Annotated in this window: 22 protein-coding genes and 1 tRNA gene; 15 read left to right on the forward strand and 8 right to left on the reverse strand. The window is 72.1% G+C overall.

The features are described from left to right. Nucleotides 1–36: 36 nt before the first annotated feature. The gene (locus IEY69_RS07720; RefSeq protein ID WP_189072569.1) at nucleotides 37–1,209 is read right to left on the reverse strand and encodes an acetyl-CoA C-acetyltransferase; all 1,173 of its coding nucleotides are present in this window, start codon (nucleotides 1,207–1,209) and stop codon (nucleotides 37–39) included. Nucleotides 1,210–1,350: 141 nt separating this feature from the next. On the opposite strand from IEY69_RS07720, the gene IEY69_RS07725 reads away from it, so the two are divergent. From IEY69_RS07725 to IEY69_RS07740, 4 genes are read left to right on the forward strand one after another with little or no spacing between them, the layout of a single operon-like run. Next, complete coding sequence (locus tag IEY69_RS07725) at nucleotides 1,351–1,989, forward strand: hypothetical protein (RefSeq protein ID WP_189072570.1); 639 nt, start codon at nucleotides 1,351–1,353, stop codon at nucleotides 1,987–1,989. Continuing rightward, nucleotides 1,986–2,483: a hypothetical protein gene (locus IEY69_RS07730; RefSeq protein WP_189072571.1), complete on the forward strand. Its 498-nt coding sequence runs from the start codon at nucleotides 1,986–1,988 to the stop codon at nucleotides 2,481–2,483. Before IEY69_RS07725 ends, IEY69_RS07730 begins: the two co-directional genes overlap by 4 nt. Then, nucleotides 2,480–2,911: a hypothetical protein gene (locus IEY69_RS07735; protein WP_189072572.1), complete on the forward strand. Its 432-nt coding sequence runs from the start codon at nucleotides 2,480–2,482 to the stop codon at nucleotides 2,909–2,911. Before IEY69_RS07730 ends, IEY69_RS07735 begins: the two co-directional genes overlap by 4 nt. Before the next feature lies 1 nt (nucleotide 2,912). Further along, nucleotides 2,913–3,140 carry a helix-turn-helix domain-containing protein gene (locus IEY69_RS07740; RefSeq protein WP_189072573.1) on the forward strand — a complete coding sequence of 76 codons (228 nt, stop codon included), beginning with the start codon at nucleotides 2,913–2,915 and terminating at the stop codon, nucleotides 3,138–3,140. Between the two features lie 15 nt (nucleotides 3,141–3,155). Here the strand turns inward: IEY69_RS07740 and IEY69_RS07745 are convergent, their stop codons facing one another. After that, nucleotides 3,156–3,746 (reverse strand): RNA polymerase sigma factor, encoded by a 591-nt coding sequence (locus IEY69_RS07745; protein ID WP_229783737.1) that lies wholly within the window; start codon nucleotides 3,744–3,746, stop codon nucleotides 3,156–3,158. A 164-nt stretch (nucleotides 3,747–3,910) separates the two neighbouring features. Between IEY69_RS07745 and IEY69_RS07750 the strand changes: the two genes are divergently transcribed. Beyond that, on the forward strand, nucleotides 3,911–4,216 hold the full coding sequence (locus IEY69_RS07750) for an FUN14 domain-containing protein (RefSeq protein ID WP_229783792.1): 306 nt from the start codon (nucleotides 3,911–3,913) through the stop codon (nucleotides 4,214–4,216). A gap of 118 nt (nucleotides 4,217–4,334) precedes the next feature. Here IEY69_RS07750 and IEY69_RS07755 read toward each other — a convergent pair whose 3' ends face one another. Next, nucleotides 4,335–6,227 (reverse strand): peptidylprolyl isomerase, encoded by a 1,893-nt coding sequence (locus IEY69_RS07755; protein ID WP_189072575.1) that lies wholly within the window; start codon nucleotides 6,225–6,227, stop codon nucleotides 4,335–4,337. A gap of 40 nt (nucleotides 6,228–6,267) precedes the next feature. On the opposite strand from IEY69_RS07755, the gene IEY69_RS07760 reads away from it, so the two are divergent. Continuing rightward, nucleotides 6,268–6,344, forward strand: a tRNA-Arg gene (locus IEY69_RS07760). 227 nt (nucleotides 6,345–6,571) lie between these two features. Beyond that, a complete protein-coding gene (locus tag IEY69_RS07765) occupies nucleotides 6,572–7,573 on the forward strand; it encodes an SIS domain-containing protein (protein WP_189072576.1) in 1,002 nt (333 codons plus the stop codon). Between the two features lie 148 nt (nucleotides 7,574–7,721). On the opposite strand, the gene IEY69_RS07770 is transcribed toward IEY69_RS07765, so the two are convergent. Then, the gene (locus IEY69_RS07770; RefSeq protein ID WP_189072577.1) at nucleotides 7,722–8,684 is read right to left on the reverse strand and encodes a homoserine dehydrogenase; all 963 of its coding nucleotides are present in this window, start codon (nucleotides 8,682–8,684) and stop codon (nucleotides 7,722–7,724) included. A gap of 527 nt (nucleotides 8,685–9,211) precedes the next feature. Here IEY69_RS07770 and prfA point away from each other — a divergent pair. Together prfA and IEY69_RS07780 are read left to right on the forward strand one after the other, a co-directional pair. Further along, the gene (prfA, locus tag IEY69_RS07775; protein ID WP_189072578.1) at nucleotides 9,212–10,306 is read left to right on the forward strand and encodes a peptide chain release factor 1; all 1,095 of its coding nucleotides are present in this window, start codon (nucleotides 9,212–9,214) and stop codon (nucleotides 10,304–10,306) included. Beyond that, the gene (locus tag IEY69_RS07780) at nucleotides 10,293–10,787 is read left to right on the forward strand and encodes an NUDIX hydrolase (RefSeq protein WP_189072579.1); all 495 of its coding nucleotides are present in this window, start codon (nucleotides 10,293–10,295) and stop codon (nucleotides 10,785–10,787) included. The genes prfA and IEY69_RS07780 overlap by 14 nt, the downstream gene beginning before the upstream one ends. 54 nt (nucleotides 10,788–10,841) lie before the next feature. On the opposite strand, the gene IEY69_RS07785 is transcribed toward IEY69_RS07780, so the two are convergent. From IEY69_RS07785 to IEY69_RS07795, 3 genes are read right to left on the reverse strand one after another with little or no spacing between them, the layout of a single operon-like run. Further along, entirely contained in the window at nucleotides 10,842–13,697 is a 2,856-nt protein-coding gene (locus IEY69_RS07785) for a hypothetical protein (RefSeq protein ID WP_189072580.1), read from the reverse strand. Nucleotides 13,698–13,754: 57 nt separating this feature from the next. Then, nucleotides 13,755–15,071 carry a sensor histidine kinase gene (locus tag IEY69_RS07790; RefSeq protein WP_229783738.1) on the reverse strand — a complete coding sequence of 439 codons (1,317 nt, stop codon included), beginning with the start codon at nucleotides 15,069–15,071 and terminating at the stop codon, nucleotides 13,755–13,757. After that, entirely contained in the window at nucleotides 15,068–15,751 is a 684-nt protein-coding gene (locus IEY69_RS07795; RefSeq protein ID WP_189072581.1) for a response regulator, read from the reverse strand. Before IEY69_RS07795 ends, IEY69_RS07790 begins: the two co-directional genes overlap by 4 nt. Before the next feature lie 166 nt (nucleotides 15,752–15,917). Here IEY69_RS07795 and IEY69_RS07800 point away from each other — a divergent pair, with 166 nt between their 5' ends. Genes IEY69_RS07800 through IEY69_RS07825 form a run of 6 tightly spaced genes read left to right on the forward strand, consistent with a single transcriptional unit; the run spans nucleotide 15,918 to nucleotide 22,412 of the window. Continuing rightward, nucleotides 15,918–17,288 carry a TolC family protein gene (locus IEY69_RS07800; RefSeq protein WP_189072582.1) on the forward strand — a complete coding sequence of 457 codons (1,371 nt, stop codon included), beginning with the start codon at nucleotides 15,918–15,920 and terminating at the stop codon, nucleotides 17,286–17,288. Beyond that, on the forward strand, nucleotides 17,285–18,328 hold the full coding sequence (locus tag IEY69_RS07805) for a TolC family protein (protein WP_189072583.1): 1,044 nt from the start codon (nucleotides 17,285–17,287) through the stop codon (nucleotides 18,326–18,328). Before IEY69_RS07800 ends, IEY69_RS07805 begins: the two co-directional genes overlap by 4 nt. Then, on the forward strand, nucleotides 18,325–19,704 hold the full coding sequence (locus IEY69_RS07810; RefSeq protein ID WP_189072584.1) for an efflux RND transporter periplasmic adaptor subunit: 1,380 nt from the start codon (nucleotides 18,325–18,327) through the stop codon (nucleotides 19,702–19,704). Before IEY69_RS07805 ends, IEY69_RS07810 begins: the two co-directional genes overlap by 4 nt. Then, a complete protein-coding gene (locus IEY69_RS07815; RefSeq protein ID WP_308425449.1) occupies nucleotides 19,701–20,456 on the forward strand; it encodes an ABC transporter ATP-binding protein in 756 nt (251 codons plus the stop codon). The genes IEY69_RS07810 and IEY69_RS07815 overlap by 4 nt, the downstream gene beginning before the upstream one ends. Beyond that, nucleotides 20,453–21,778 (forward strand): ABC transporter permease, encoded by a 1,326-nt coding sequence (locus IEY69_RS07820; RefSeq protein ID WP_189072585.1) that lies wholly within the window; start codon nucleotides 20,453–20,455, stop codon nucleotides 21,776–21,778. The genes IEY69_RS07815 and IEY69_RS07820 overlap by 4 nt, the downstream gene beginning before the upstream one ends. A gap of 13 nt (nucleotides 21,779–21,791) precedes the next feature. Continuing rightward, on the forward strand, nucleotides 21,792–22,412 hold the full coding sequence (locus IEY69_RS07825; protein ID WP_229783740.1) for a hypothetical protein: 621 nt from the start codon (nucleotides 21,792–21,794) through the stop codon (nucleotides 22,410–22,412). Nucleotides 22,413–22,465: 53 nt separating this feature from the next. Here IEY69_RS07825 and IEY69_RS07830 read toward each other — a convergent pair whose 3' ends face one another. Next, nucleotides 22,466–24,076, reverse strand: a complete 1,611-nt coding sequence (locus tag IEY69_RS07830) for an HD domain-containing phosphohydrolase (protein ID WP_189072586.1) — start codon at nucleotides 24,074–24,076, stop codon at nucleotides 22,466–22,468. Nucleotides 24,077–24,152 lie beyond the last annotated feature (76 nt).

The following is a 24,152-nucleotide window of genomic DNA, read 5'->3' on the forward strand; positions in this document are numbered from 1 at the left end:
GTGCCACTGCGGCGGCATCCGCCAGGTGGCGCAGTGTTACGCCCGCGCGCGGACGACGACGGCGATGCCCATGCCGCCGCCGATGCACAGGCTGGCGACGCCGGTTTCTTTGCCCAGGCGGCGCAGCTGGTGGATCAGCGTGACGAGCACGCGCGCCCCGGAAGCGCCGATGGGGTGCCCGAGGGCGACGGCGCCGCCCGTGACGTTCACGCGGGCGGGGTCGGCGTTCAGGTCGCGCATGACGGCCAGGGACTGCGCGGCGAACGCCTCGTTCAGTTCGAACAGGTCCACGTCGCCCACGCTCATGCCGGCGCGGGTCAGAGCGACGGGGACGGCCTTGGCGGGTCCGATGCCCATGATGGCGGGGTCCACGCCGATGGCGGCGTAACTGGCGATTTCGGCCAGGATGGGCAGCCCGTGCGCCTGGGCGTATTCTTCGCTGGCGACGAGGAGCATGGCGGCGCCGTCGTTGATGCCGCTGGCGTTCCCGGCGGTGACGGTCCCGTCCTTCTTGAAGGCGGGTTTCAGTTTGGCGAGGGCCTCGGCGGTGGTGGCACGCGGGTACTCGTCGGCGCTGAAGATGGTGGGGCCTTTACGGCCAGGCACCTCCACGCTGACGAGTTCATCCGCGAAGTGGTTGCCTTCCAGCGCGGCGGCGGCGCGGGTCTGGCTTTCCAGCGCGAAGGCGTCCTGTTCCTCGCGCGTCAGGTTCCACTGCGCGGCGATGTTCTCGGCGGTGATGCCCATGTGGTAGTTCCCGAACACGTCGGTCAGGCCGTCCGAGAGGATGCTGTCCAGCGCCTGCGCGTGCCCCAGCCGGTACCCTTCGCGGGCGCGGGGGAGGAGGTACGGGGCGCGGCTCATGCTCTCGGTGCCGCCCGCGAGGTACAGCCTCCCGTCCCCGGCGCGGATGCCCTGCGCGGCGCTGATGACTGCTTGGAGGCCGCTGCCGCACACGCGGTTCACGGTCAGGCCCGGTACGTCCTGCGGGAGGCCCGCGCCGATGCCGACCTGACGGCCCACGTTCATGCCGCTTCCGGCCTGCAGGACGTTCCCTACGATCACGTCCGCCACGTCCGCCCCGCTGACCCCGTCCAGCACGGCCTTCGCGGCGGTGACGCCCAGGTCGGCCGCCGAGACGTCCTTCAGGCTGCCCATGAAGCTTCCGATCGGCGTGCGCTTCGCCGCCACGATCACCAGTTTGCTCATGCCCGGAGAATAACGGGCGTTCGTTCCAGCGGCGGGTCACCGGAGTGGGAACGAGGGCGTGCAGGTCTGCTTGACGGCCCACGATCCCCCATGCATATTGAAAAACGATAATATCGAAGATCGATAAATCCTGGAGGCCCCATGCTGACCCCCGCCCGCGCCCAGACCATCCTGACCTACCTGATCACCACCATGATGATCCTGACCATGCTGTTCCTGATGGTCAGCCTGATCATTCCTGCAGTGCAGGCCACGCTCAGCCTGACCATCCCACTGAACACCACGTTGAATCTGTCGGGCGCCCGGTACGATCTCGCCAGCTTCCACCTGCCTCTGGACGACCTGCCGGGCTGGGTGAGACTCACCTGCCTCGCTGCCTTCTCCCTGCTCCTGGTGGGCGTGACCGGCCTGCTGTGGCGCGCCCGGCAGTTCACGCGCCGCCTGCTGAGTGACCCGTTCCACCCCGACAACGCTCGCGACCTGACCCTCACCGCCCGGCTGGCCCTGATCGGGCAGGTGTTTGCCGTGCTGCAACCCTTGCTGAACAGTTGGATGACTGCTCGTATCCAACCGCTTGAGGCCCTGCGCCGCCACTTGCCCGAGGAGGCCGTGGTGCTGGGGAATACCGTCAACACCAGTCTCTTCAGCCTGTTCGGAGTGAACCTCACGCCCCTCTTGATCGCTGCGGTCTGCGTGCTGTTCGCGGCTGCCCTCACCCAGGCGGCGCACATCCGCGAGCAGGAACGGCAACTGCGCGCCGAACAGGAGCTGACCGTATGACCCGATCCGGTCGCCTTCTGAATCCCTTGCTCCTGTTGCTGATCGTCACCACCGTGCTGATCCTGACTGTTCTGGGCATCCTGCTGATTGGGGATCTTCTGGTGCTGTCCTACGGTGATTGGCCGGGCGCCCTGACGCTCCCTTGGACAGTCGTGACCTTCGCCGGGTACTGGTTCCTGACCCTCGCCCTTGTCGCTGCCTGGCGCGGGGGGCCGCTGTGCAGTCGGGTCAGCAGTCATCTGTTCTGCGCCGGTCAGTGGTTGTTCTGGAGTCCGCTGCTGCTGATTCCAACGGTGTTGGGCCTCGACCGGTTGCTCACAGTCCAGGGATGGCGTACGGATTCGAGTCAAATGCACCTGCCGAGTGAATCCTTCAGCCCGGACGTTCTTCTCTCTATGGTGGTGTCCGTGGCGCTGCCGCTGCTGCTCATGGCCCTGTCCGGTTGGCTGGACGAGGGCCGTGCCAGCCTGGACCGACAGAGGACGACCATATGACCCTGACCACGCTCCTCCGCACCCGCGCCCTGACGCGTCTGGAACGCCTGTGTCAGCTGGCCCTGCTCCTCGGCGTCGCCGCGCTGATCTACGGCCTGACGCAGCGGGGGTGGTCCGCGCTGCCCCAGATGCTGCTCGGGAGTCTGCCCGGCGCGCTGGCCCTGCTGTTCCTGTGGCGGGCCGCCCGCGCCAGCCGCCAGGGCACCCTGAGCGTCGTCCCGCGAGAGGTCGCGCTGGCGGGCGCGGCGCTGCTGGCCGGGCAGGTCGTTCCGGGCCTGCTGCCGCTGGTCACCACCGATCCGCTGCTGCTGGCGGGCAGCGCCGGGATGCTCGTCATGACCAGCCTGCCCGGCGTGGGGCTGCTGGCGTTCGCGGCGGTCCTGAACGTCACGTTCCAGGTGCTGCGCGACGAGGAACTGACGGTCTGACATGCCGATCCGCGTGCATCTCGACGACCTGCTGGCCCAGCGGGGCATGACCCTGTCGGAACTCTCGGCGCGGGTGGGCATCACCCTGGCGAACCTCAGTATCCTGAAGACCGGGAAGGCCCGCGCGGTGCGGTTCAGCACCCTGGACGCCCTGTGCCGCGCGCTGGCGTGTCAGCCGGGCGACCTGCTGCGCTGGGAGGACGGCCCCCCCGACCCGGACGAGGCGTGATCGGCGGCTCGCGGGTCAGTGGACGTCGGCGGCGCCTGCGAGCAGGTCGGACAACTGCTCCTTTGCGCGGAACACGCGACTTTTGGCCGTGCCGATCGCGACGCCCTGAATCTGCGCGATCTCGTCGTAACTGAGGTCCTCGACGAAGCGCAGCACGACCGCCTCGCGGTACTCGTGCGGCAGCTGCGACAGGGCGCGCTGCACGCGGTCCTGCGCGTCGGCACTCTCGGCGGCCTGCACGGGCGAGCGGCGTTCGCTGGTCACCTCGAAGCCCACGTCCTCGCGGGCCTGCTCCAGCGAGAAGCGCTGCAACTGCTTGCGGCGGTGCGATTCGATCTGCGTGTTGCGCGCCACCTGATACAGCCACGGCAGGACCCGCTCCCCGGCGCGGAACGTGCGGATGCTACGCCACGCGCGGTAGAAGACCTCCTGCGTCAGGTCCAGCGCGTCCTCGCTGTTGCCCTCCAGGCGGTACAGGTAGCCGTACATGCGGCCCTCGTACTCCTGCACGAACTCGAACCACGTCTGCTCGTCACCCGCGCACAGGCGTTCGTACAGGTCAGGTGAGATCACGTCGGGAAGGGAGGGCTCGGTCGGGAGGGTCACGGTCCCTACACCATACCGCGCCGCGCCGCCCGTGCCGTCCGCCTTTCAGCGCAGTCCGCCACGCGCCCACACGCTAGGATGCCCCCACCTTGAGCGCCACCGGTTCCACCACCCTCCTTCACGTCAACGCGGCCGCGCCCGCCCCGGCGGGATTCGCGGACGCCCTGAAGCCCCTGCTGCCCGACCTGAGCGTCGGCGCGCTGCTGGGCTTCGCGACGGGCGTCGCCCTGAAGCACATCGGCCGCTGGGCGCTGGTCGGACTGGGCCTGCTGTTCATCACGCTGCAGGTCCTGGCGTACTTCGATCTGGTCAGCGTGAACTGGCTGCGCGTGCAGGCGCTGGCCGAACCGTGGCTGGCGCAGGGCCGCGAGAACGGCGGCGCTTGGCTGACCCGCATCCTGACCGCGAACCTGCCGTTCGCCGGGGCGTTCACCGCCGGGCTGCTGCTGGGCCTGCGCGCCCGCGTGTAACGCGGCGGCACGCCTCCGCTCGACCTTCACCGCGCACCCGCACCCGCCGGGCGGAAGTCCGGCACACAAGTCACCGCCCCGGACCGAGAAGGGTCCGGGGCGGAGGAGGGAAGGGAGATTACTTGTCGGCGGGAGGCGCCTCGGTGGCGCTGTCGCCGGTGCTGCCCGCCGGCGCGGCGTCAGTCTTGCCGTCGGTGGCGCCGTCCTTGGTGGGCGTGGCCGGGGCCTTGGGCGTCGCGGCGGCCACACGCTTTTCCTGTGCGGCCAGGACGTCCTTGAGCTTGTCAGTGACTTTCAGGGTCTTCACCTGGGCGTCCAGGAACTGCTGACCTTCGGTGCCCTTCTTCTGGCTCAGGACGACCGGCTCGATCTGGTCGCGCACGTCGGCGAAGCTCTGGCTCTCGGCGGGTTTCAGGTCGGTGACGTACAGCACCGAGTAGCGGTCGCCGACCTTCACGACGTCACTCAGGCTGCCGTCGGCGGCGTCCTTGAGACTGCGGGCGGTGAACACGGCGGCGTTCAGCTCCTCGCTGAGCTTGCCGTCCCCGGCGGTCACGCTGCCGCGCTCGCTGACGGTACCGCCCGCCTTGCTGGCGGCGGCCACGAAGTCACCGCGGGTGTACGAGTTGCGGAACGCCACGGCCTTCGCCTGGTCCTTGAAGCTGGCCTCGCTGACGGTGGCGCTGGCGGGCGATTCGAACTGCGCCTTGTTCTCGGTGTAGTACGCCTGCAGGTCCGCGTCGCTGACCTTCGCGCCCCGCGCGCCGTACGCGGCGACGCCCTGCGCGATCTCCTGGCGGGTGCCGACGAGGTTCAGTTTCAGGCGCTCCGCGATGGACGGCGCCGCGTACCCCTGGATCAGCTGCTGCATGACCTGAGGTTTCAGGATGCCGTTCACGAGCTGCGAGGCATTCTCAGCTGGCACCTGCTGCAGGAGGCTGGCGAACTGCTGGTTGTTCACGACCTGCTCCACGACCTGCGAGTACCGGATGTCCTGCCCGGCGACGGTCGCGACGGTGGGGTCCTCGACCTTCCAGTTCAGGTCCTTGAACTCGACCTTGGCGTCCTTGCGCAGCCCCTCGACCCAGGCTTCCACCGCGGCGTTCTTCTTGCTTTCGTTCACGGCGGTCGCCACGTCACTCTTCGCTTCCGCGAAGGGTTTGGCGCTGGGCGCGAGGTACTGCTCGACCTTCACGATGTAGAACTTCCCGCCGCTTTCCACGACGTCGGTCAGGCCACCGTCCTTCAGGGCGAACGCGGCCGCGCCGACCTCGCTGGGCAGCGCCACCTGCGCGACCGGGCGGGGCGCGCCGTTCTCGATGGGGCCCAGGGCGCCGCCCCGGTCCTTGAACTCCGTGCTGTTCGCGCTGGCCAGCTGCGCGAAGTCCGCGCCACCCTGAAGCTGCTTGAGGAGGTCCTGCGCCTTGGCTTTGTCAGCCACGACGATCTGACGGCCCTGGATGCGCGGGTCGGTCTGGTACTTCTCGGCGTTCAGGTCGTAGTACGCCTGCAGTTCCGCGTCGGTCGCGGCGGGCACGGCCTTTTTCAGCTCGTCGATCTTGCGTTCGATGGCGAGGCTCTGGCGCACCTGCTTGCGGTACTCGCTGTCGGTCAGGCCCACGCCCTGCAGCGCGTCCGTCCAGGCTTTGTTGTCGGTCAGGTTGTTCTGCGCGCGGACTTCCTTGACCTTGGCGTCCACGTCGCCGCGGCTGACCTTGATGTCCTTCACGGCGTTCGACACCAGCGTCTGATCGACCTGCTGCGCGACCACGAAGGTCTTGAAATCGTCGCCCAGCACGCCGGTGTCGGTGCTGCTCAGCACGGGGTTCTGGCGCCGGGCGGCTTCCAGTTGCTCGACGGTGACGGTCGTGCCGTTCACGGTCAGGGCGGGCGTGCCGGTCTGCTTGTTGAACAGGTCACCCAGGTTCGGGGTGAACTGGTAGGCCATGCCGACCACGAGCAGCAGGGCCAGGACGCCCATCAGGACGTTCACGAGTTTCTTCTTGTTCACTTGATCTCCTTCATGCGAGGTGCTAGGGTACCGGAGCTCTGCACTCGTAGCTCAGGTGGATAGAGCGTTGGCCTCCGGAGCCAAAGGCCACTGGTTCGAGTCCAGTCGAGTGCACCACCCACCGAACGCCACCCCACGGGGTGGTGTTTTGCGTTCGGGACGGCGATGTCCCCGGCAGTTGTCTGGAAGCGCACGCGCCGGATTCTAGCACGCTGAATTAAGCGAACGTGAAGAAATAAAAGACGTGCTGGACGCCATTTTGCCACCTCCCAGGTCCGGCGGGTCGCCGCGCGCGACCCGGGCCCCGGGACGGACGCCGCGCCCCAGCCTGTACCCTGAAGCGCATGAGTACCCACCTCCTGACCCTGCTTGAAACGCTGCCCGGCAGCTACAGCGGCCCCACCCGCCCCGAAGACGCCCCCTACGGCCTCGTGGGCGCCGGCGAGGGCCAGCTGGCCGCGCACCTCGCGCAGACGCTGGTCGCCAGCAGCCTCACCCGCAGCGGCACGCAGTTCGTCCTGAGCAGCCCCGACGCCGCCGCCCTGGCCACCGACTACGCCGACCTCGCCAGCGTCGCCGGAGCGCAGGTGCGCCGCGTCGCCACCGGCGGCACCCCCGAGGAGATCGACACCCTCGTCCCCGGCGGGCCGCTCGCCACGTACCACTTCGCGCAGTACGTCGCCCACGCCACCGGGCACAGCGAGGACGCCCAGGCCGCCGACACCCTGATCGCGGACCTCGCCGCCCGCTGCGCCCCGCACGTCACGGAGAACAACCCCGCCCGGGACCTCGCCTGGAGCCTGTGGGGCCGCCTCCCGCTGCTGCTCGCCGCGCCCGACGCGGACGCCCTGCCGCACGCGTGGCAGCAACTGCTGGCCCGCACCGGCAAGACCCTCAGCGTCCCCCTGATCGGCGACCCCCTGCCCCTCGTGACCGGCGCGTTCGAGGCGCAGCACGAGAAGGGCGACGCCAAGGTCGCCGTGATCCTCGGTGACGCCGACGACACCCTCCTGCTCGCGCGCGAGGTCCTGGAATCCCGCATCGACGAGATCATCCACGTGCCCTACCCGGACGGCGCGGTCGGGTACCCGGCGCAGCTGGCCCTGTGGTACTTCGGCGCGTGGGTCGCCGCGTACCTCGCTGAGCGCTACGGCGCGTCCGCCGCCGACCAGCCCGTCCTGGGCCGCGCGCAGGGCGTCATGAGCGGCGAGGACCGCGAACAGGCCCGCCTCGCCGCGCCCCGCGACGACCTGCGCCGCACGAACGTCGTCAAGGACTGGGCCGACGACCAGGACGTCGCCGACGTGGAACTCGACGAGGACGAGGACGACCGCGACGAGGAGTGAATGGGGGAGTGGGGAGTGAGTGGGTCGGGCGCCTGACCCGCCCACGCTGAAGCCACCAGACAGCAGAAGCAGGGAGCGTCGGCACGGGCCTTCGCTCCCTGCTTCTGCTGTTCCCACGTCCCACTGCCCACTCCCCACAACCCAGAATTCAGTGCAGCGGCACGTGCCCGGGGAAGCCGATCACCCAGTCGAGCAGGTCGCCGACCATGGCGCTCGCGGTGACCATGCCGCCCGCGCCGCCCCCGGCGAAGATCAGGGTGCCGCATTCCTCGCCCTCGTACACCATGGCGTTGCGGCTGGCTCCGGCGTTGCACAGCGGGTGGTCCTCGGGGAGGGACTGCGGGGAGACGCGGGCCTGCCACTCGCCGCCGCCGCTTTCGAGTTCCGCCACGAGTTTGATGCGTTCGCCGCGCGCGCGGGCCCCCTGCACGTCCTCGAGGGTCAGGTGCTCGATGCCCTGCACCTGCACGCGGCCATACGGGAAGTTCCCGTCCGCGCAGAAGCGCGCCAGGACCGTCAGCTTGTGCGCCGTGTCGAAGCCGCCGACATCCAGGGTGGGCGGGTCCTCGGCGTACCCGAGCGCCTGCGCTTCGGCGAGGGCCTGCGCGTACTCCTTGCCCTGTTCCATCTGCGTGATGATGTACAGGCACGTGCCGTTCAGCACCGCCTGGAGGCGCTGGAAGGTGCTGGCGCGCAGCACGGTGCTCATCGGGCCGATCACGGGCGTCCCGGCCATCACGGACGCCTCGTAGTACAGCTTGCCGTCCAGCGCGTAGTCGCGCAGCTCGTCCCATTTCTCGGCCAGCAGCGCCTTGTTCGCCGTGATCACCGGGCGGCCCGAGCGCAGGTACGGGCGCAGCAGGTCCATGGGGCGCTCCACGCCCCCCATCGCCTCGATCACCACGCCGCACTCCTGCAGGAACCCCGGGTCGGTCGTCAGGGGCGTGCCGGGCGGGCAGGCGCGCGGACGGGACATGTCGCGCACCAGCACGCCCGCCACCTCGATCCGCACGCCCAGATCGGCGAAGATCGCCTCGCGTTTCTGGATCAGGTTCAGGACGTCCTGCCCCACGGTCCCACAGCCCAGCACGCCGACGGTCACGGTTCTCATGCGCCCGACTGTAGCGCCCCCGCCCCCCACCCCCGGACCCCTGGATTAGACGCATTCCCGGCGGGAGAGAGGCTGCCGGGTGTCAGGCTGGAGCGGGCAGACACCTGATGCGGACTCCGGTTGAAAGGTTTGCAAAAACGTTCAACCCGAGCGGAGTGAGTAGGAGAGTAACGGGTTCCGGGCGTGGAGTTGGCAACCCGGTGTCCTTCCGGGTTGTGAACGAAACAGACGGAATCCTTATGACACCCGGCAGGCCCACTGTGAGGCGCGCGTCAGGGGAACGTTTCCGCAGCCGCTCGCGGGGGGGCGCTAGACTGCACTCATGATTCCCGTGTCCACCCTGTCTGCCGCCAGCCGTCCGCCGTGCCCAGCACGCGGGCGCTCCCCCGCCACGTGAGCCGCCCACCGTCTGCTGCCCAGGCCCGCCCCCGCACCGGGGTCCGACCTGACCCGCGCCCGGTGCGCGGCCCGGCCCGGCTCACTCCGCTCGGCCAGCGCGCGGCGCGCCGCATCCTGGCGGGCAACGCATGAGCCGCCTCGATGAACTCGCGGCGGAATTCGGGAAGGTCGAGCGCGCCCTGGGCGACCCGGCCGCGCTGGCCGACCCGCGCGAGTACGCCCGCCTGACCCGCCGCCACCGCGAACTCCTGCCGCTCGTGACCCTGCTGCGCGAACGCGACGGGCTGGAAGGCGACCTGAGCGGCGCCCGCGAACTCCTCACCGACCCCGACATGCGCGAACTCGCCGCCGGGGAGGTGCAGGCCCTGGAGGCGCGGCTGGCCGAGATCGAATCGGACCTCGTCGTGCTGCTGCTCCCGACCGACCCGGACGACGCGAAGGACGTGATCCTGGAACTGCGCGCCGGGGCGGGTGGTGCCGAGGCCGGACTGTTCGTGATGGACCTCCTGCGCATGTACACCCGCTACGCCGAGGGCGCAGGCCTGAAACTCAGCGTGCTGGACGCCAGCGAGAGCGACCTGGGCGGCGCGAGCAAGGTCGTCGCCGAGGTCACGGGCGACGGCGCCTTCCGCGCGTTCCGGTGGGAGCGCGGCGTGCACCGCGTGCAGCGCGTCCCCGCCACCGAGAGCCAGGGCCGCATCCACACGAGCACCGTCACCGTCGCCGTGCTGCCCGAGGCGGACAGCGAGGAGGTCCAGCTGGACCTGTCCGAGGTCCGCATCGACGTGTTCCGCTCGCAGGGTGCGGGCGGGCAGGGCGTGAACACCACCGACTCCGCCGTGCGCGCCGTGTACCGCGCGGGCACCCCCGACGAGATCATGGTCGTGTGCCAGGACGGGCGCTCGCAGATCAAGAACCGCGAGAAGGCCCTGCAGGTCCTCGCCGCGCGCCTCGCGGAACGCGAGCGGATCGCGCGGGAGGAACGCGAACGCAGCGACCGCGCCGCGCAGGTCGGCAGCGGCGACCGCAGCGAGAAGATCCGCACGTACAACTACCCCCAGAACCGCGTGACCGACCACCGCCTGGAAGGCGAGGGCAAGAACCACCCGCTCGACAGCGTCATCGCGGGCGCGCTGGGGCCGGTCGTGGCGAACCTCGCCCGCGCGCAGCGCGAACTGCAACTGATCCAGATGGGCGAGGAGGGACAACATGGCGCGGCGTGACCTGCTCGTCGCCGCCGGGATCCTCCGCGACCGCTTCGGCCGCGTGCTGCTCGTCGGGAACGACTGGCAGGGCCACGGCCGCGTCCGCCACACCCTGCCGGGCGGCGTCGTCGAACCCGGCGAGACCCTCCCCGAGGCGCTGTACCGCGAGATCTACGAGGAAACCGGCCTGAAACTGACGGGCATCAAGCACATGGCGTACACGGTGCACATCGAGGACGAACGCCGCGGGGAACGCGCCATCGCCGTGGCGTTCGAGGCCACCTGGGACGGCCTCCTGAACCCCGCCGACCCCGATGGGTTCATCGTCGAGGCGCGCTTCTGCACCGTCGAGGAAGCCCTGCAGAAAATCGAGGCGCCCCCCATGCGCGAACCCCTCAGCGACTACCTGCTGACCGGCGAGCCCGGCCGCTTCTACGCCTTCAAAGGCTGGGACGGTCGCGGCGGCCTGCGCATCCCCGCGCTGAAACCCCGCACCTGACGCGATGCAGCAGCGGCCCCGGACCTGAGCTGGTGGGTCCGGGGCCGCTGGGCTTCAGGCGGCGGGGACCGTGTCCCCGGATGGCACGACCGGCTGCGGCACACGCAGAGCGCCGCTGTCCTCCTCCCGGCCGTCCTGCCCGACCGTGGCGTCCGGGCGGGGCGCCCGCACGGCCAGCAGTAGCAGTGCCAGTCCAGTCACGAGCACCGCGAGGCCCGACGCGACGCGCGGCAGGTCATACAGGGGGGCGTCGAGCAGCGCGGCCTTCACGCCCGCCGCCGCGCCGATCCCGACGCCCATGTCCCACAGAGGACGCGCCCCACCCCGGCCCACGCCCCCCCAGCGCCACGCGCCCAGCGCGACCAGCACCCCGGTGATCAGCGCGCCCACGCTGCCCAGCGTCCCCAGCGGACCATCCAGCATGACGGCCAGTCGGGGCGCCAGCGCCAGCCACAGCGTGCTGACCGCCAGCGCCAGTCCGCCCGCGATCAGCGGCGCGCGCCAGATGCGCGCAGGCATGGGCGGAAGGGACGCGCCTTGCGGCGTCCAGCGGGTCCACAGGCGGCGACCGGTCGGGGTGTGCAGCAGCGCCCACGCGCCCAGCAGCGCCAGCGCCGTGAACGGCAGCGCCCACCGGTCGGCGGTGCCGTCCGCCTGCATCGCCCGCCAGGGGGACGCGGCGCGGGTCAGGACCTCGCTCGCCAGGTTCAGGGAGACGAACCCCGCGCCCACCAGCAGAGCGGCCGTCGACACGACATCCGCGCGCCGCAGCGCCAGGCGGTGCCCGACGAGCGCGAGGGCCGCCGCAGCCAGCCCCACGCTCGAAGCCCGGTCGATGCCGGTCCAGACGCCCAGCGCGGCGAGCAGGGCCGCCACCGCGAGACAGGCGGCAAACTGCGACGCCGGAGCGCCCGGCAGCGCCGGGAACGACGCCGCCGGTGCCAGTGCGTCCGCACCGCCCACCCCCTGAGGCGTCGTGCGCCGCGCCGCCGTCCGCGCAGGGGCATCCACCCGCGACGCCAGCAGCGCCAGCACGCTGCCCAGCAGGGCCAGCAGCAGCGCCGTCAGGCTGACCGGAACGGCAGGCAGCGCACGGAACACTCCCCACACCGCCAGGAGGATCGACGCCCCGGTGACCGCCACCTGCGCGCCCGCCCGCAGTGGCTCCAGCGGCGCGCCCGCCCGCCGCAGGGTCCCCTCGGTCCACAGCGCCGCGCCGAACAGCAGGGCCACGCCCGCCGCCTCCAGCAGGCCGCCCAGTCCGAACACGGTGGCCGCGATGCCCAGCGCCACGGAGTGCGCCTGCGCTTCCGGTCGCCAGCCCCGCCGGGCCACGCGGGCCGCCGCGACCCACGCGACCAGCAGCGCCGCCGCCGTGCCCCACACCAGCGTCGGCGCGGCCCCACTTCTCAACGTCAGGGTCACGGCGACCAGAGCACTCACGCCAGTCAGGACCCCGCCGAGACGCACCCAGGTGCGGCTGCGGGCCGCGAGGCCCACCCTGGTCAGCGCGACCCCCAGCCCCAGGTACGCCAGCGGGCGACTGCGGGCCCCCAGCAGGCCCAGCACCGCCGAACCCAGCAGCGCGGCCGTCCCTGCCGTCGCGCCGCCCGCCACGGCGCCCGCCAGCGCCGCGCCCGGCGTGCGGCCCACTGCCGCCTCGCGCAGCTGCGTGCGCCACCCCCAGGCACTCAGGGCCGCGCCCCCCACCGCGAGCAGCAGCAGGGCCACCAGCGAACCGCCCTGCGACAGCCGAACCCCCACGCCCAGCGCACCCGCCGCCGCCAGCAGGGGCGCGGCCGCCGCCATGGCGGCAGCCACGCCCAGCTCCAGGTACCCGGGCCGGTCATCCGGTCCCGCCCGGGGCGGCAGGGCCACGGCGCCGCGCAGCAGGACCGCCGCCGTCCCACAGGTCAGCAGCGTGCCCGACACCCACGCCCACACGCCCCACCCCGTCAGGTGCAGCGCCGTCAGCGCGCCCGGCACCGGGCCGCTGAGCGGGTCCGGGACGTGCCCCAGCGCCGCCAGCAGGTGCCCGGCGGGCAGCGCGGCGGCGACCAGCACGGTCAGCATCAGACTCGACTCGCGCGGCAACCCGGCGGGAGCGTCCGCGCCCGTCAGGGTGTCCTCGCTACGCAGGGCGCGCAGCAGCGCCGGGACGGCCAGCGCGGGAATCAATCCCGTGACACCCATCACCAGCGGCGACCAGACGCCCAGGTCGTCGCCCAGCATCCAGCTCGACACGGCCGCCCCCGCCCCGGCCATCGCGGCCAGCAGCGGCTCACCGGCCCGCAGGCTCCGCCCCGCCATCAGCGCCGACAGGACCAGCAGGCCCGCCATGACCACCCCCGGCCCCCAGAGCCCCAGGTGCTGTGCCAGTCCGCCCAGCCCCAGCGCGCCCGACGCGTACGCCAGGCCGCGCAGCGCGCCCGCCACCGGCTGCGGCACGCCCCGCGCCGTCCACCACAGCAGCGCCGCGAACGCGTACACCGCCACCAGCGTCGTCCAGCCCGGCAGGGACAGCGCCCGCAGCGTCCACGCCAGCCCCCCGATGACCAGCCCGCCGCCGATCACGCTCATGCGCGCCCGGCTGAACTCCGGTGCGCCCAGGTCCAGGTCCGGCATCCAGCGGCGCCGCACCGGCTGCGGCGGCGGCTCGTCCGGCCAGGCGGGGGGGACCACCACGGCTGCTGGTGCCGCGGCGCCTAGGCCCACCCGTTCCGGCTCGACGGCCGGTTCAGCCGCGGCCGGTGCGGCAGCCGGAAGGCGCGGCGGCGCAGCGGAGGGCGCGGAGCGGGTCAGGGCGTCCACCTGGCGACGCACGTCATTCAACCTGCGTTCCAGACGGACGCTGCGCACGATCAGGACGACCAGCAGACCCACGAGCAGCAGCTCGGTGATGGGGGACATGCCCGCAGCATAAGCGAGCGCCGCACCAAACCCGGCCGCAGGTGACCACCGCTCTGGTCAGCCCAGGGGGCCCGGCAGCGTCACCGTGAAGTGCGCGCCGCCCAGCCCCCTGGACGCCGCCAGGGCCGCCTGCCCCCCGTGCGCGGCGGCCAGGGCGCGCACGATGGCGAGGCCCAGGCCGCTGCCGCCCGTGTCGCGGGAGCGGCTGGCGTCCAGGCGGGTGAAGCGCGTGAAGACCGCCTCGCGGCTGCCCTCGGGGATGCCGGGACCGTCGTCCTCGACGTGCAGAATGACGTGCTCGCCGCGCGTCTCCACGCGGACCAGCACGCGACTGCGGGCGTGCCGCAGGGCGTTGTCCACGAGGTTCGTGGTGATCTGCCGCACGCGGTCCCGGTCGGCCAGCGTGGGCGCGGCGTCTGCCTGCACGCCCAGCGTCAGGCCCAGGGCGGCGGCGCGGTCCTGCAGGGCCTGCACGACCTCCTGCCCCAGCGCGCCCAGGTCCAGCGGGCGCGGGTCCAGCGCCAGACGCCCGGCGTCCGCCAGCGTCAGGGTGCGCAGGTCCCCGACCAGTCGCGTCAGCAGCTGCGTCTGCGTGCTCAGCAGCGCGATCTGCTCGGTGTTCAGTGGGTACACGCCGTCCTCCAGCGCGTCCAGGCGCGCCTGGATCACGGCGATCGGCGTGCGCAGTTCGTGTGCGATGTCCGCGACTGCCTGCTGCCGCTCGCGTTCCAGCGCCTGCAGGTTCTCGGCCATGTCGTTGAACGAGTGCGCCAGCGCCGCGATCTCCCGCTCGCCGCCCAGGACAGGCGCACGGGCACTCAGGTCCCCGCCGGCCAGCCGCGCCGCCGCGCCCGACACCGCCGAGACGGGGCGCGCCACGCGGCGCGAGATCAGGAACGCCAGCAGCGCCGACACGGCCGCCGCCACCAGTCCCACCTGCAGCAGACTGCTCTGCACGTCCCGCAGGAAATCCTGCGCGCGGCTGCGGGGCGGCGGTTTGCCGTCATTGACCCACAGGTTCCGGGGGCGCTTCCCGGCCTTGATGACCGCGTCGTTGCCGCTGCCCTGCCGGATCGTTCCGCCCACGTCGGGGCTGCTCTCGAACGGTTCGAGGTACGGGTCCGCCGCCGACCCGGTCCGCACGACGGGCAGCGGCGGCGTAGGCGTGATCACCTCGCCGCGCAGGGTTGCCGCCTGCTGCTCGCGGATCATCTCGCGCACGCCGCTCGGCAGCCGCTCGAATTCGCGTTTGACGACCAGATTCGAGAAGTAGAACGTGCTGCCCACCGCCACACCCACCACCAGCAGCATCGCCAGCAGCAGCGTCACCGCCAGCGGCTGCGTGCGCTGCGGTTTTCCGGCGGGCGGCGTCATCCGGCGGCCTCCAGGCGGTACCCGACGCCCCGCACCGTGTGCAGCAGCCCCCCGGCCCGCGCGGCGTCCAGTTTGCGGCGCACGCTGGCCAGGTGCGCGTCCACGACGCGTTCCAGCGCGTCACTGTCCGGCAGGGCCGCCGCGAGGAGTTCCTCGCGGGTGTACGCGCGGCCCGGCGCTTCGGCCAGCTGCGACAGCAGCCGGAACTCGGCCGGGGTGAGGCTCAGCGTCTCGCCGTGCACGCGCGCCACGACCGCGCGGCGATCCACCTCCAGCGGCCCCACCCGCAGCGGGCGGTCCGAATCGTCCAGCAGGGCGGTCGCGCGGCGCAGCACGGCCTTCACGCGCGCCATCACCTCGCGCGGGCGGAAGGGTTTGACCACGTAGTCGTCCGCGCCGAGTTCCAGCCCGACGATCTGGTCAGTCTCCTCGGCGCGGGCGGTCACGAGGATCACGGGCGTGCCGCCCTCGGCGCGGACGGTCTTCAGGACGTCCAGGCCGCTGCGGCCCGGCAACATCACGTCCAGCAGGATCAGGTCCGGACTGGCGGCCCGGTAGGCGGTCAGGGCGGCGTTCCCGTCGGCGGCGCGTTCGGTGCGGTAGCCCTCCTGGCGGGCGTACGCCTCGAGCACCTCCGCCAGTTGCGGTTCGTCCTCGACGATCAGGATCAGGGCACTCATGCCATGAGCGTACGTGAACTCCGTGAAGGACGCGCGAAGACCCCGCAGGTCCCGGCGCGCCGCTGTCACTGGGCACAAACCCCTACCGGCGGCCTGCCCGGCCCCTTCGACAAATCTTCACAGAGGCTGCGCGGAGTCTTGACCCCCGCCCCGCACGCTGGGCGACATGACCCGTCCCCCCCCGCCTCGCCTGCTCACGCTGGCCCTGCTGCTCGGCGCGGCGCACGCGCAGACCGCCGCGCCGTCCGCCCCGCCTCCCGACCTGACGCTGTCGCAGGCCACCGCGCAACTGGCCCAGGCGCCCAGTGTCACCCGCGCCGCGCTGAGCGTGCAGGTCGCGCAGCAGAACCTCCAGTCTGCCCGCGCCGCGCTGGGCCTGACCGTCAGTGTCAATGGGAGCGCCAGTTACGCCGGGCCGACCAGCACCACCGCCAGCGACGGCACCACCACCGCCGCCAGCAGCACCCTGTCCGGCACGGCGGGGGCGAACGTCAGCCTGGGCCTGCTGCCCTGGTCCAGTTCACAGAGCAGCCTGCGGGCGTCCGAACGCAGCCTCGCGCTGGCCCAGGCGACCCTGCGCGACGCGAACCTGAGTACGCAGCTGAACGTCGCGCAGGCGTACTTCTCGGCGGTGCTCGCCACGCAGGACATCACCCTGGCCTCGCGCACGCTGGAGCTGCGGCAGCGGCAGCTGAGCGTCGCGCAGACCCAGCAGGCCGCCGGGAACGCCACCGCCGAGACGGTCCTGAACGCCCAGAGCACCGTGCAGACCGCGACCAGCAGCCTGACGCAGGCGCAGGCCAGCCTGGACAGCGCCCGCCGCACCCTGGACGCCACGCTGGGCACCACCCTGGGCGGCGTGACCTTCAGCACCCGGCCGGACGACACCCTGACCCTCCCGGACCTGAGCGCCCTGGTCGCCCGCGCCCGCACGGTCAGCAGCGACGTGATCAGCGCGCAGAACGCCCTGGCGAGTGCGCAGGAGGCCCTGGAGGACGATCAGCGTGACGCCCGCCTGCCCGACCTGACCGCCAGCGTCGGCTACGGCGGCGGCGCGGCCGGAACGGTCAGCGCCACGCTGAACGTCAAGCAGGGCACCCTGGGCGGCAGTTACAGCCTCCCGCTGGGCGACCGCGCGAGCAGCGGCGGCAACCGCCTGACCGCCAGCGTCAGCGGGTCGTACGTCGTGTACTCACCCGCCCAGCAGGCCGCGCTGAGCGCCGCGCAGGCCAGCGTCACCCAGGCGGGGCTGTCCCTGACCGTCGCGCAGCAGAACGCCGAACTGGACGTCCGCAGCCGGTACGTGACCGTGCAGACCAACCTGAACGCCGCTCAGACCCGCGCCGCGCAGCTCCAGGTGGCAGGCCTGGCCGTGCAGACCGCCCAGGCCCGCCTGGACGCCGGGACCGGCACCGCCGACGACCTCGCCGCCGCCACGCTCAGCCTCGCGCAGGCCGAGCGGGACCTGCTGTCCGCCCGCATCACCGCCCAGCTGAGCCTGACCCAGCTTCTCAACGCCGCCGGAGGCCCCCAATGACCCATACCCGCCGACTGTTCACCCTCAGCCTGGGCCTCGCCCTCGCCGCGCCCGCCGCACACGCCCAGAGCACCCTGAGTGCCGGGAGCGCCGTCAGCGCCGCGCTGACCACCAGCAGCGACGTCAAGACCTCCCAGGCGAACCTCGACAAGGCCCAGGCCGCCAGCCGCGCCGCGCAGGCCGACCCCAGCACCCTGGTTGCCGCGAAACTGAATGCCGCGAACGCCGATAAGCTCGCGCAGGCGCAGGTCCGCGCCGCGAAACTCGGCGCGCTGCAGAGCACCGTCGGCGCGTACACGGCGCTGCTCGAAGCGCAGGAGAACGTCGAACTCCAGACCCTGCAGGTGCAGGTGGACACCAAGGGCGTGCAGGTCACGCAGGTGAAACTCGGCATCGGGAACGCCACCACCCTGGACGTCACGAACGCGCAGAACACCCTGGCCGCCAGCACCCAGACCCTCGCCGACGCCCGCGCGCAGCTGAACCTCGCCGCCGCGAAACTCGGCACCCTGACCGGCCTGGGGGGCAGCGTCCGCGCCGGGAGTGCCATCACCGCGCCCAAACTGAGCGTCACGCTCGCCAGCCTCCAGGGCGGACTGGACCGGCTGACCAGCCTGGTCGGCGCCGCGAACGACGTTGCCAGCGCCGCGCTGAACGTGAAACTCGCCGACAACGACTTCACGCCCGCCCGGACCCTCCAGGACGCGAAAACGGCCCTGGCGAACGCGCAACGCAGCCAGGACAGCGCCGAGAAGACGGCCGGGCAGACCCTCGCCAGCGCGTACCAGGCGGCGCAGAACGCCTACGAACTCCAGCAGGTCGCCATGAACCGCGAGGCCGCCGCGCAGAAGACCTACACGCAGGACAGCGCCCGCCTGAAGAGTGGCACGATCAGCGCCGTCGAACTCCAGAGCACCCAGCTGACCCTGAAGAAAGCCCAGTACAGCCGCCTGCAGGCGCAGAACAACGTCACCGAGGCCCTCGCGGCCCTGTCGGTCGCCGCCGGGCAGAACCTCACCGGCATCGGAGGCGCGCTGTGACCACCACTTCCATTCCCCGGCCCGCCGCGCCGCGCCGCCGCTGGCCGTGGGTGCTGGGCGCCCTCCTGCTGGTCGGCGCCGCCACCGGAGGCGTCCTGTACACCCGCAGCCACAGCGCGCAGACCGCGACCGTCACCGCCACGACCAGCACCAGCCGCGCGCAGCAGGGCGTCGTCCGGGTGTCCGTCAGCGGCCCCGGCACGCTGGAAGCCGCGCAGACCCGCACGGTCGGCGCGGACCTGACCGCCACCGTCGGCGCGGTGCCCGCCGTCGGCGAACGCGTCACCAGGGGGCAGCTGATCACCACCCTGAGCAGCGACACCGTCGAGCAGAACGTCCAGTCGGCGCAGCTGAACCTCGACAAGGCCCGCGCCAGCCTGGACGCGGCGCGCGCCAGTCAGGCCAGCAGCGCCGCGCAGCGCGCCAGCAGCGTCGTCAGCGCGCGGGGCAGCGTGACGCAGGCCGAGCAGACCCTCGCCGACGCGCAGCGCACCCTCAGCGGGCAGCGGCAGCTCGCGGGCATCGGGGCACTCAGCGCCTCCGCGCTGGCCGACGCGCAGTCCGCCGTCACCAAGGCCCAGCAGAGCGTGGACAGCGCCCGCGCTGGCCTGAGCAGCGCCCTGACCCAGCAGCAGACCGGCGCGAGCACCGACGCGCAGAACCTCCGCAGCCAGGCGCTCGCCGTGCAGCAGGCGCAGGACGCCCTGGACGCCGCCGCGCAGGACCGCGCCGACCTGAAGGTGTACGCCCCGATGAGCGGCGTGGTCAGCACCGTCACCGCCACCGAGGGCACCGTCGTGAACAGCGGCGCCAGCATCCTGACCCTGATCGACGACACCACCCTGAACCTCCCCGTGCAGATCGACGAGACCGAGATCGCCGGCGTGAAGGTCGGGCAGCGCGCCGACGTGACCCTCGACGCCTTCGACGGGCAGACCTTCAGCGGGAAGGTCGTGCGCGTCTCGCCCGGCGCGACCCAGAGCAGCGGCATCAGCGTGTTCACCGCCACCGTCCAGCTGAGCAACCCGGACGGGCAGCTGCGCGCCGGGATGACCGCCGAGGCGGAGATCATCCAGAGCGAGGACCGGGGCCTGCTGGTCCCCAGCAAGGCCGTGCAGACCGTACGGAGCCGCAGCTACGTGCAGACGCCCGGTGCGGCGGGCGCCGAGACCGAACGGGTCCGCGTGGAGACCGGCGCGACCGACGGCACGAACACCATCGTCGAAGGGGGCCTGACCCCCGGCCAGGAAGTCGTCGTGCCCGGCGCGCCCCGCAGCACCGGCACGGGCACGCAGGGCAGCGGTCAGACCAACCGCCAGAACAACAGCGGCTTCGGCGGCCCCCCCGGCGGCGGCTTCCCCGGCGGTGCCCCGTGACCGCCGCGCAGGTCACGCCCATCCCGGCCCCCACCCCCACCGCGGCGGTCGTGGACCTGCGCGGCGTGCGCAAGGTGTACGCGCAGGGCGACGTGATCTTCGAGGCCCTGCGGGGCGTGGACGTGCAGATCGCCCCGGGCGAGATGGTCGCCCTGATGGGCCCGTCGGGCAGCGGCAAGACCACCCTGATGCAGATCATCGGCCTGCTCGACCGGCCCAGCGAGGGCGGCTACCGGCTGGGCGGCCGCGACGTCACCACCCTCAGCGAGAACGAACGCGCCGCGGCCCGCAACACCGAGATCGGCTTCGTGTTCCAGGCGTTCCACCTGCTGCCCCGCCTGAACCTCGTCGAGAACGTCGAGGTGCCCCTCACGTACGCCGGAGTGCCCCCCCGCGAGCGGCGCGACCGGGCCATGCAGGTCCTGCACCGCGTCGGGCTGGCCGACAAGGCCCGCAACCTCCCCAGCCAGATCAGCGGCGGGCAGAAGCAGCGCGTCGCCATCGCCCGCGCGCTGGCCGGACGCCCCCGCCTGCTGCTCGCCGACGAACCCACCGGGAACCTCGACACCCGCACCAGCGAGGAAGTCATGGGCCTGTTCAGCGACCTGCACGCCGAGGGCACCACCGTCGTCCTGGTCACGCACGAGGACGACATCGGCGCGTACGCCGGGCGGGTCATCCGCGTCCGCGACGGCCTGATCGAGAGTGACCGCCGCCAGACGCCCCGGCGCGGCCTGGGGGGCCACCCGTGACCACCCGGCCCCTCCCGCAGACCGGCCCGGTCACGCCCGCCCCCACCACCACCCGGCGCGGCGGGATCGGCCTGGGCGGCGCGTTCACCATCGCGTGGCGCGCCATCGTCGGCACGCCCCTGCGCTCGGTCCTGACCGCGCTGGGCGTCATCATCGGCGTGGCCGCCGTCGTCGCGCTGACCGCCATCGGGCAGGGCAGCACCGCCGGCGTCACTAAGAACCTCGAGAGCCTCGGTACGAACCTCCTGACCGTGCAGAGCGCGCGCGGTGGGGGCGGCGGGAGCCTCGTGCGCGCCGGACCCCGCCAGACCATCACCGTCGAGGACGCCGAGGCGCTGGCGGGCGCGTTCCCGGACCGCGTGGCGGGCGTCGCGCCCAGCGTGAACAGCAACCTGCAGGCCAAGGTCGGCACGAACAACGCCCAGGTCAGCGTCGTCGGCACCTGGCCCGCCTACGAGACGGTGCGCAACAGCCCCGTCGAGACCGGCGCGTACTTCACGGGCGCGGACGTCAGCGGGAAGAAACGCGTCGCCGTGATCGGCTACCAGACACTGCTCGACCTGTTCGGCGACGGCACCGAGGGCAGCGCCACCCCGGAGCAGGCCACCGGGCAGAAGATCCGGCTGGGCAGCGTCACCTTCACGGTCACGGGCGTCCTGCCCGACAAGGGCAACAGCGGCTTCGGGAACGCCAACAGCCAGGTCCTCATTCCCCTCAGCACGTACCTGCAACGCTTCGCCCGCACGAACAGCGCCGGAGGGCAACCCACCGTCAGCACCGTCTACCTACAGGCCACCGACGCCAAAGACCTCACGGGGCTCCAGAGCGACGTGACCGACCTGCTCATGACCCGCCACGACCTCACCGACCCGGACAACCTGGACTTCCAGGTGCAGAACCAGGCGGACAGCCTCGCCAGCCTGAACTCCATCACGAACACCCTCACCCTGTTCGTCGGCGCCATCGCGGGCATCAGCCTGCTCGTCGGCGGCATCGGGATCATGAACATCATGCTCGTCTCGGTCACCGAACGCACCCGCGAGATCGGGGTGCGCAAGGCCCTCGGCGCGCGGCCCCGCGACATCCTCACGCAGTTCCTCGTGGAAGCCAGCCTGCTGTCCATCGGCGGCGGCGTGATCGGCATGCTGCTCGGCGTCGCCCTCGCCTCCTTAGGAAAGGCCCTGAACATCACGCCCGTCTTCAGCCTGCCGCCCATGCTGATCGCCTTCGCGTTCAGCGCCCTCGTCGGCGTGTTCTTCGGGTACTACCCCGCCGCCCGCGCCGCCAAGCTCGACCCCGTCGATTCCCTCAGATACGAGTAAAAGGAGCGCCCCCATGACCAAGACCACCCGCACCACCCTGATCCTCACCGCTCTCGCCCTCACCGCTCCCGCCCTCGGCGCCGCCAGCGCCCAGACCGGCACGACCGGCCAGCGCCAGATGACGCCCGAGATGCAGGCCCGCATGAAAGCCATGCAGCCCGTCAACGACCTCGCGCAGACCGTCCGCCTCCTGCCCGACCTGGAACAGAACAAGGCGACCGCCCTGACCAAGGCGCAGGCCAAACTGCTGCTGCCGATCCTGACCACCATCCAGAAAGCCGGCAGCGTGCAGCCCAACGACGCCAGGAAGTACCTCACGCAGATCGAAGACAAGATCCTGACCGCCAAGCAACTCACGGCCCTCGACAGCCTGATGCTGAAAGCCGAACAGGACCGCGAAGCCCGCCGCACCCAGGCGCAGCGCAGCGGCCAGACCCAGGGCCAGCGCGTGCCCGGCCTGCCCGGCGGGCTCGGCACCGTGATGGGCGGCCAGGGTGGGCGCACCGCCGGGCAGACCGGGCAGGGGCAGGGTGCGCAGGGGCAGGGTGGACAGCCCGGCCAGTTCAATCCCTTCAAGCAGGGCCGCATGGCCGACCAGCTGGGCGCGTACATCAAGGTCCTGCAGAAGAAGTAACGGACAGGGGAGGGGCGCGCCGGGGTTCATTCACCCGGCGCGCCCCTGCCGGATCAGGCGTCCAGCAGGCCGTCCCCGCGCAGCACGTCCAGGAATGCGTCCACGACTGCCGGGTCGAACTGCCGTCCCGCCTGCTCCCGCAGCGAGTCGGCGGCCGCCTGCGCCGACCACGCCAGCTTGTACGGCCGCGCGCTGATCAGCGCGTCGAACACGTCCGCGACGCTGAAGATCCGTGCCAGCAGCGGAATGTCCATCCCCGCGAGCCGGTCGGGGTACCCGGAGCCGTCCCACCGTTCATGGTGGTGCCGGACGATCTCACGCACCTCGCGCGGGACGAACACCTCCTCGCGCAGCAGCTGATCACCGACCTCCACGTGCCACTGCATCGCCTCACGCTCGACGGGACTGAGCGGCCCGGCCTTGCGCAGCAGCCGGTCGTCCACGGCGACCTTCCCGATGTCATGCAGGTACGCCCCCCAGCGCAGGTGCTGCAGCGCCTCCTCGCTCAGCCCCAGCCGCTCGCCCAGCCGCCCGGCGAGGGTCGTCACGCGGTCCGTGTGCCCGAACGTGTCCCCGTCCCGGCTCTCGAGCATGCGGCCCAGCGTGCGCAGCGCGGCCTCCCGCGTGGCGTGCAGGTGCTCGACGCTGGAGGCGCGTTCCATGGCCTGACAGATCCGCTGCGCGACCGTGTCCAGCAGCGTCACCAGCGACCCGGGAACGGGCACGCGCCGCTGCAGGTGCAGCAGCATGACCACGCCCACGACCCGCCCGTCCACCCGCAGGGGCGCTGCCAGTCCCGTGAAGATGTTCGGGCTGTCGGTCCGCCGCTGCGCCCACGACTGGTAGTCCGGGGCGACCTGGGTGCGCCCGGTGCGCGCCACCTCCCCGATCAGACCTGTAGAATGGGCCGGACTGGCGCGCAGCACCTCGCGCGTGGCAGCCTGACCGTCCGGGTGCCCGGCCAGGACGGACAGCTGAACCTGTCCCCGGTCGTCCAGCATGACCACTGCTCCCACCGTGAAGCCCGACAGGGACACCAGGGTGTGCAGGGCGCGTTCGCCGATCTCCTCAGGACTGGTCAGGTCCGCCAGTTCACCGGAAAGCTGCGCGAGCTGCTCGAACTGCCGCGCGGCCTGCTGCGCGTCCTCCAGCGCCCGCGTGCGCGCGTAGGCGACGCTGGCCGCCTGCCCCAGCAGCGTCAGCGCCTGCGCCTCGCCGCTGCCGAACTGGGTGCCCTGCGCCAGCCGGTTGACGGACAGCACGCCCAGCAGTTCGCCGTCCGGGCCCAGCAGCGGCACGCCCAGGTACGTGTGGGGCATGGGACGACCGGACACGTACACCGTCTGCGGATTCTGATCCGTGCGCGGAATCAGGGTGGCCTCGCCGGAGTGCACGACCTGCCACGCCAGCCCCTCGCCGCGCTTCAGGTGGCGGCCCAGCGCGTCCAGTCGGTGCTCTCCGGCGGCGGCCACGATCTCCAGGTCGTCGGTGTCCGGACGGTACAGCAGCGTCAGGGCGGTGCTGGCCGCCGTGATGTCCAGGGCCAGCTGCGCGCAGCGCGTGAACATGTCCCCGCTGGACTGCGCCAGCAGCACCAGCGCCTGCGCCTCCAGAGCGGGCCGCAGCGTTTCCGGCAGACCGGACCGGAGCGGGTCGCGGGTCACGCGGCCCGCCGCCTGCGGCAGGGTGCCCGCCGGTCTGCACGCCGGCGACACAGGAAGGGCATGCCCCACGCTAGCG

The sequence above is a fragment of the Deinococcus sedimenti genome (assembly GCF_014648135.1).
Taxonomy (GTDB): domain Bacteria; phylum Deinococcota; class Deinococci; order Deinococcales; family Deinococcaceae; genus Deinococcus; species Deinococcus sedimenti.

What these genes read in the sequence shown, in the direction of transcription:
- IEY69_RS07720 (WP_189072569.1), bottom strand. Translation starts at nt 1,209, where the DNA reads ATGAGCAAACTGGTGATCGTGGCGGCGAAGCGCACGCCGATCGGAAGC.
- IEY69_RS07730 (WP_189072571.1), top strand. Translation starts at nt 1,986, where the DNA reads ATGACCCGATCCGGTCGCCTTCTGAATCCCTTGCTCCTGTTGCTGATC.
- IEY69_RS07740 (WP_189072573.1), top strand. Translation starts at nt 2,913, where the DNA reads ATGCCGATCCGCGTGCATCTCGACGACCTGCTGGCCCAGCGGGGCATG.
- IEY69_RS07800 (WP_189072582.1), top strand. Translation starts at nt 15,918, where the DNA reads ATGACCCGTCCCCCCCCGCCTCGCCTGCTCACGCTGGCCCTGCTGCTC.
- IEY69_RS07735 (WP_189072572.1), top strand. Translation starts at nt 2,480, where the DNA reads ATGACCCTGACCACGCTCCTCCGCACCCGCGCCCTGACGCGTCTGGAA.
- IEY69_RS07790 (WP_229783738.1), bottom strand. Translation starts at nt 15,071, where the DNA reads ATGACGCCGCCCGCCGGAAAACCGCAGCGCACGCAGCCGCTGGCGGTG.
- IEY69_RS07725 (WP_189072570.1), top strand. Translation starts at nt 1,351, where the DNA reads ATGCTGACCCCCGCCCGCGCCCAGACCATCCTGACCTACCTGATCACC.
- IEY69_RS07795 (WP_189072581.1), bottom strand. Translation starts at nt 15,751, where the DNA reads ATGAGTGCCCTGATCCTGATCGTCGAGGACGAACCGCAACTGGCGGAG.
- prfA (WP_189072578.1), top strand. Translation starts at nt 9,212, where the DNA reads ATGAGCCGCCTCGATGAACTCGCGGCGGAATTCGGGAAGGTCGAGCGC.
- IEY69_RS07825 (WP_229783740.1), top strand. Translation starts at nt 21,792, where the DNA reads ATGACCAAGACCACCCGCACCACCCTGATCCTCACCGCTCTCGCCCTC.
- IEY69_RS07785 (WP_189072580.1), bottom strand. Translation starts at nt 13,697, where the DNA reads ATGTCCCCCATCACCGAGCTGCTGCTCGTGGGTCTGCTGGTCGTCCTG.
- IEY69_RS07765 (WP_189072576.1), top strand. Translation starts at nt 6,572, where the DNA reads ATGAGTACCCACCTCCTGACCCTGCTTGAAACGCTGCCCGGCAGCTAC.
- IEY69_RS07780 (WP_189072579.1), top strand. Translation starts at nt 10,293, where the DNA reads ATGGCGCGGCGTGACCTGCTCGTCGCCGCCGGGATCCTCCGCGACCGC.
- IEY69_RS07805 (WP_189072583.1), top strand. Translation starts at nt 17,285, where the DNA reads ATGACCCATACCCGCCGACTGTTCACCCTCAGCCTGGGCCTCGCCCTC.
- IEY69_RS07770 (WP_189072577.1), bottom strand. Translation starts at nt 8,684, where the DNA reads ATGAGAACCGTGACCGTCGGCGTGCTGGGCTGTGGGACCGTGGGGCAG.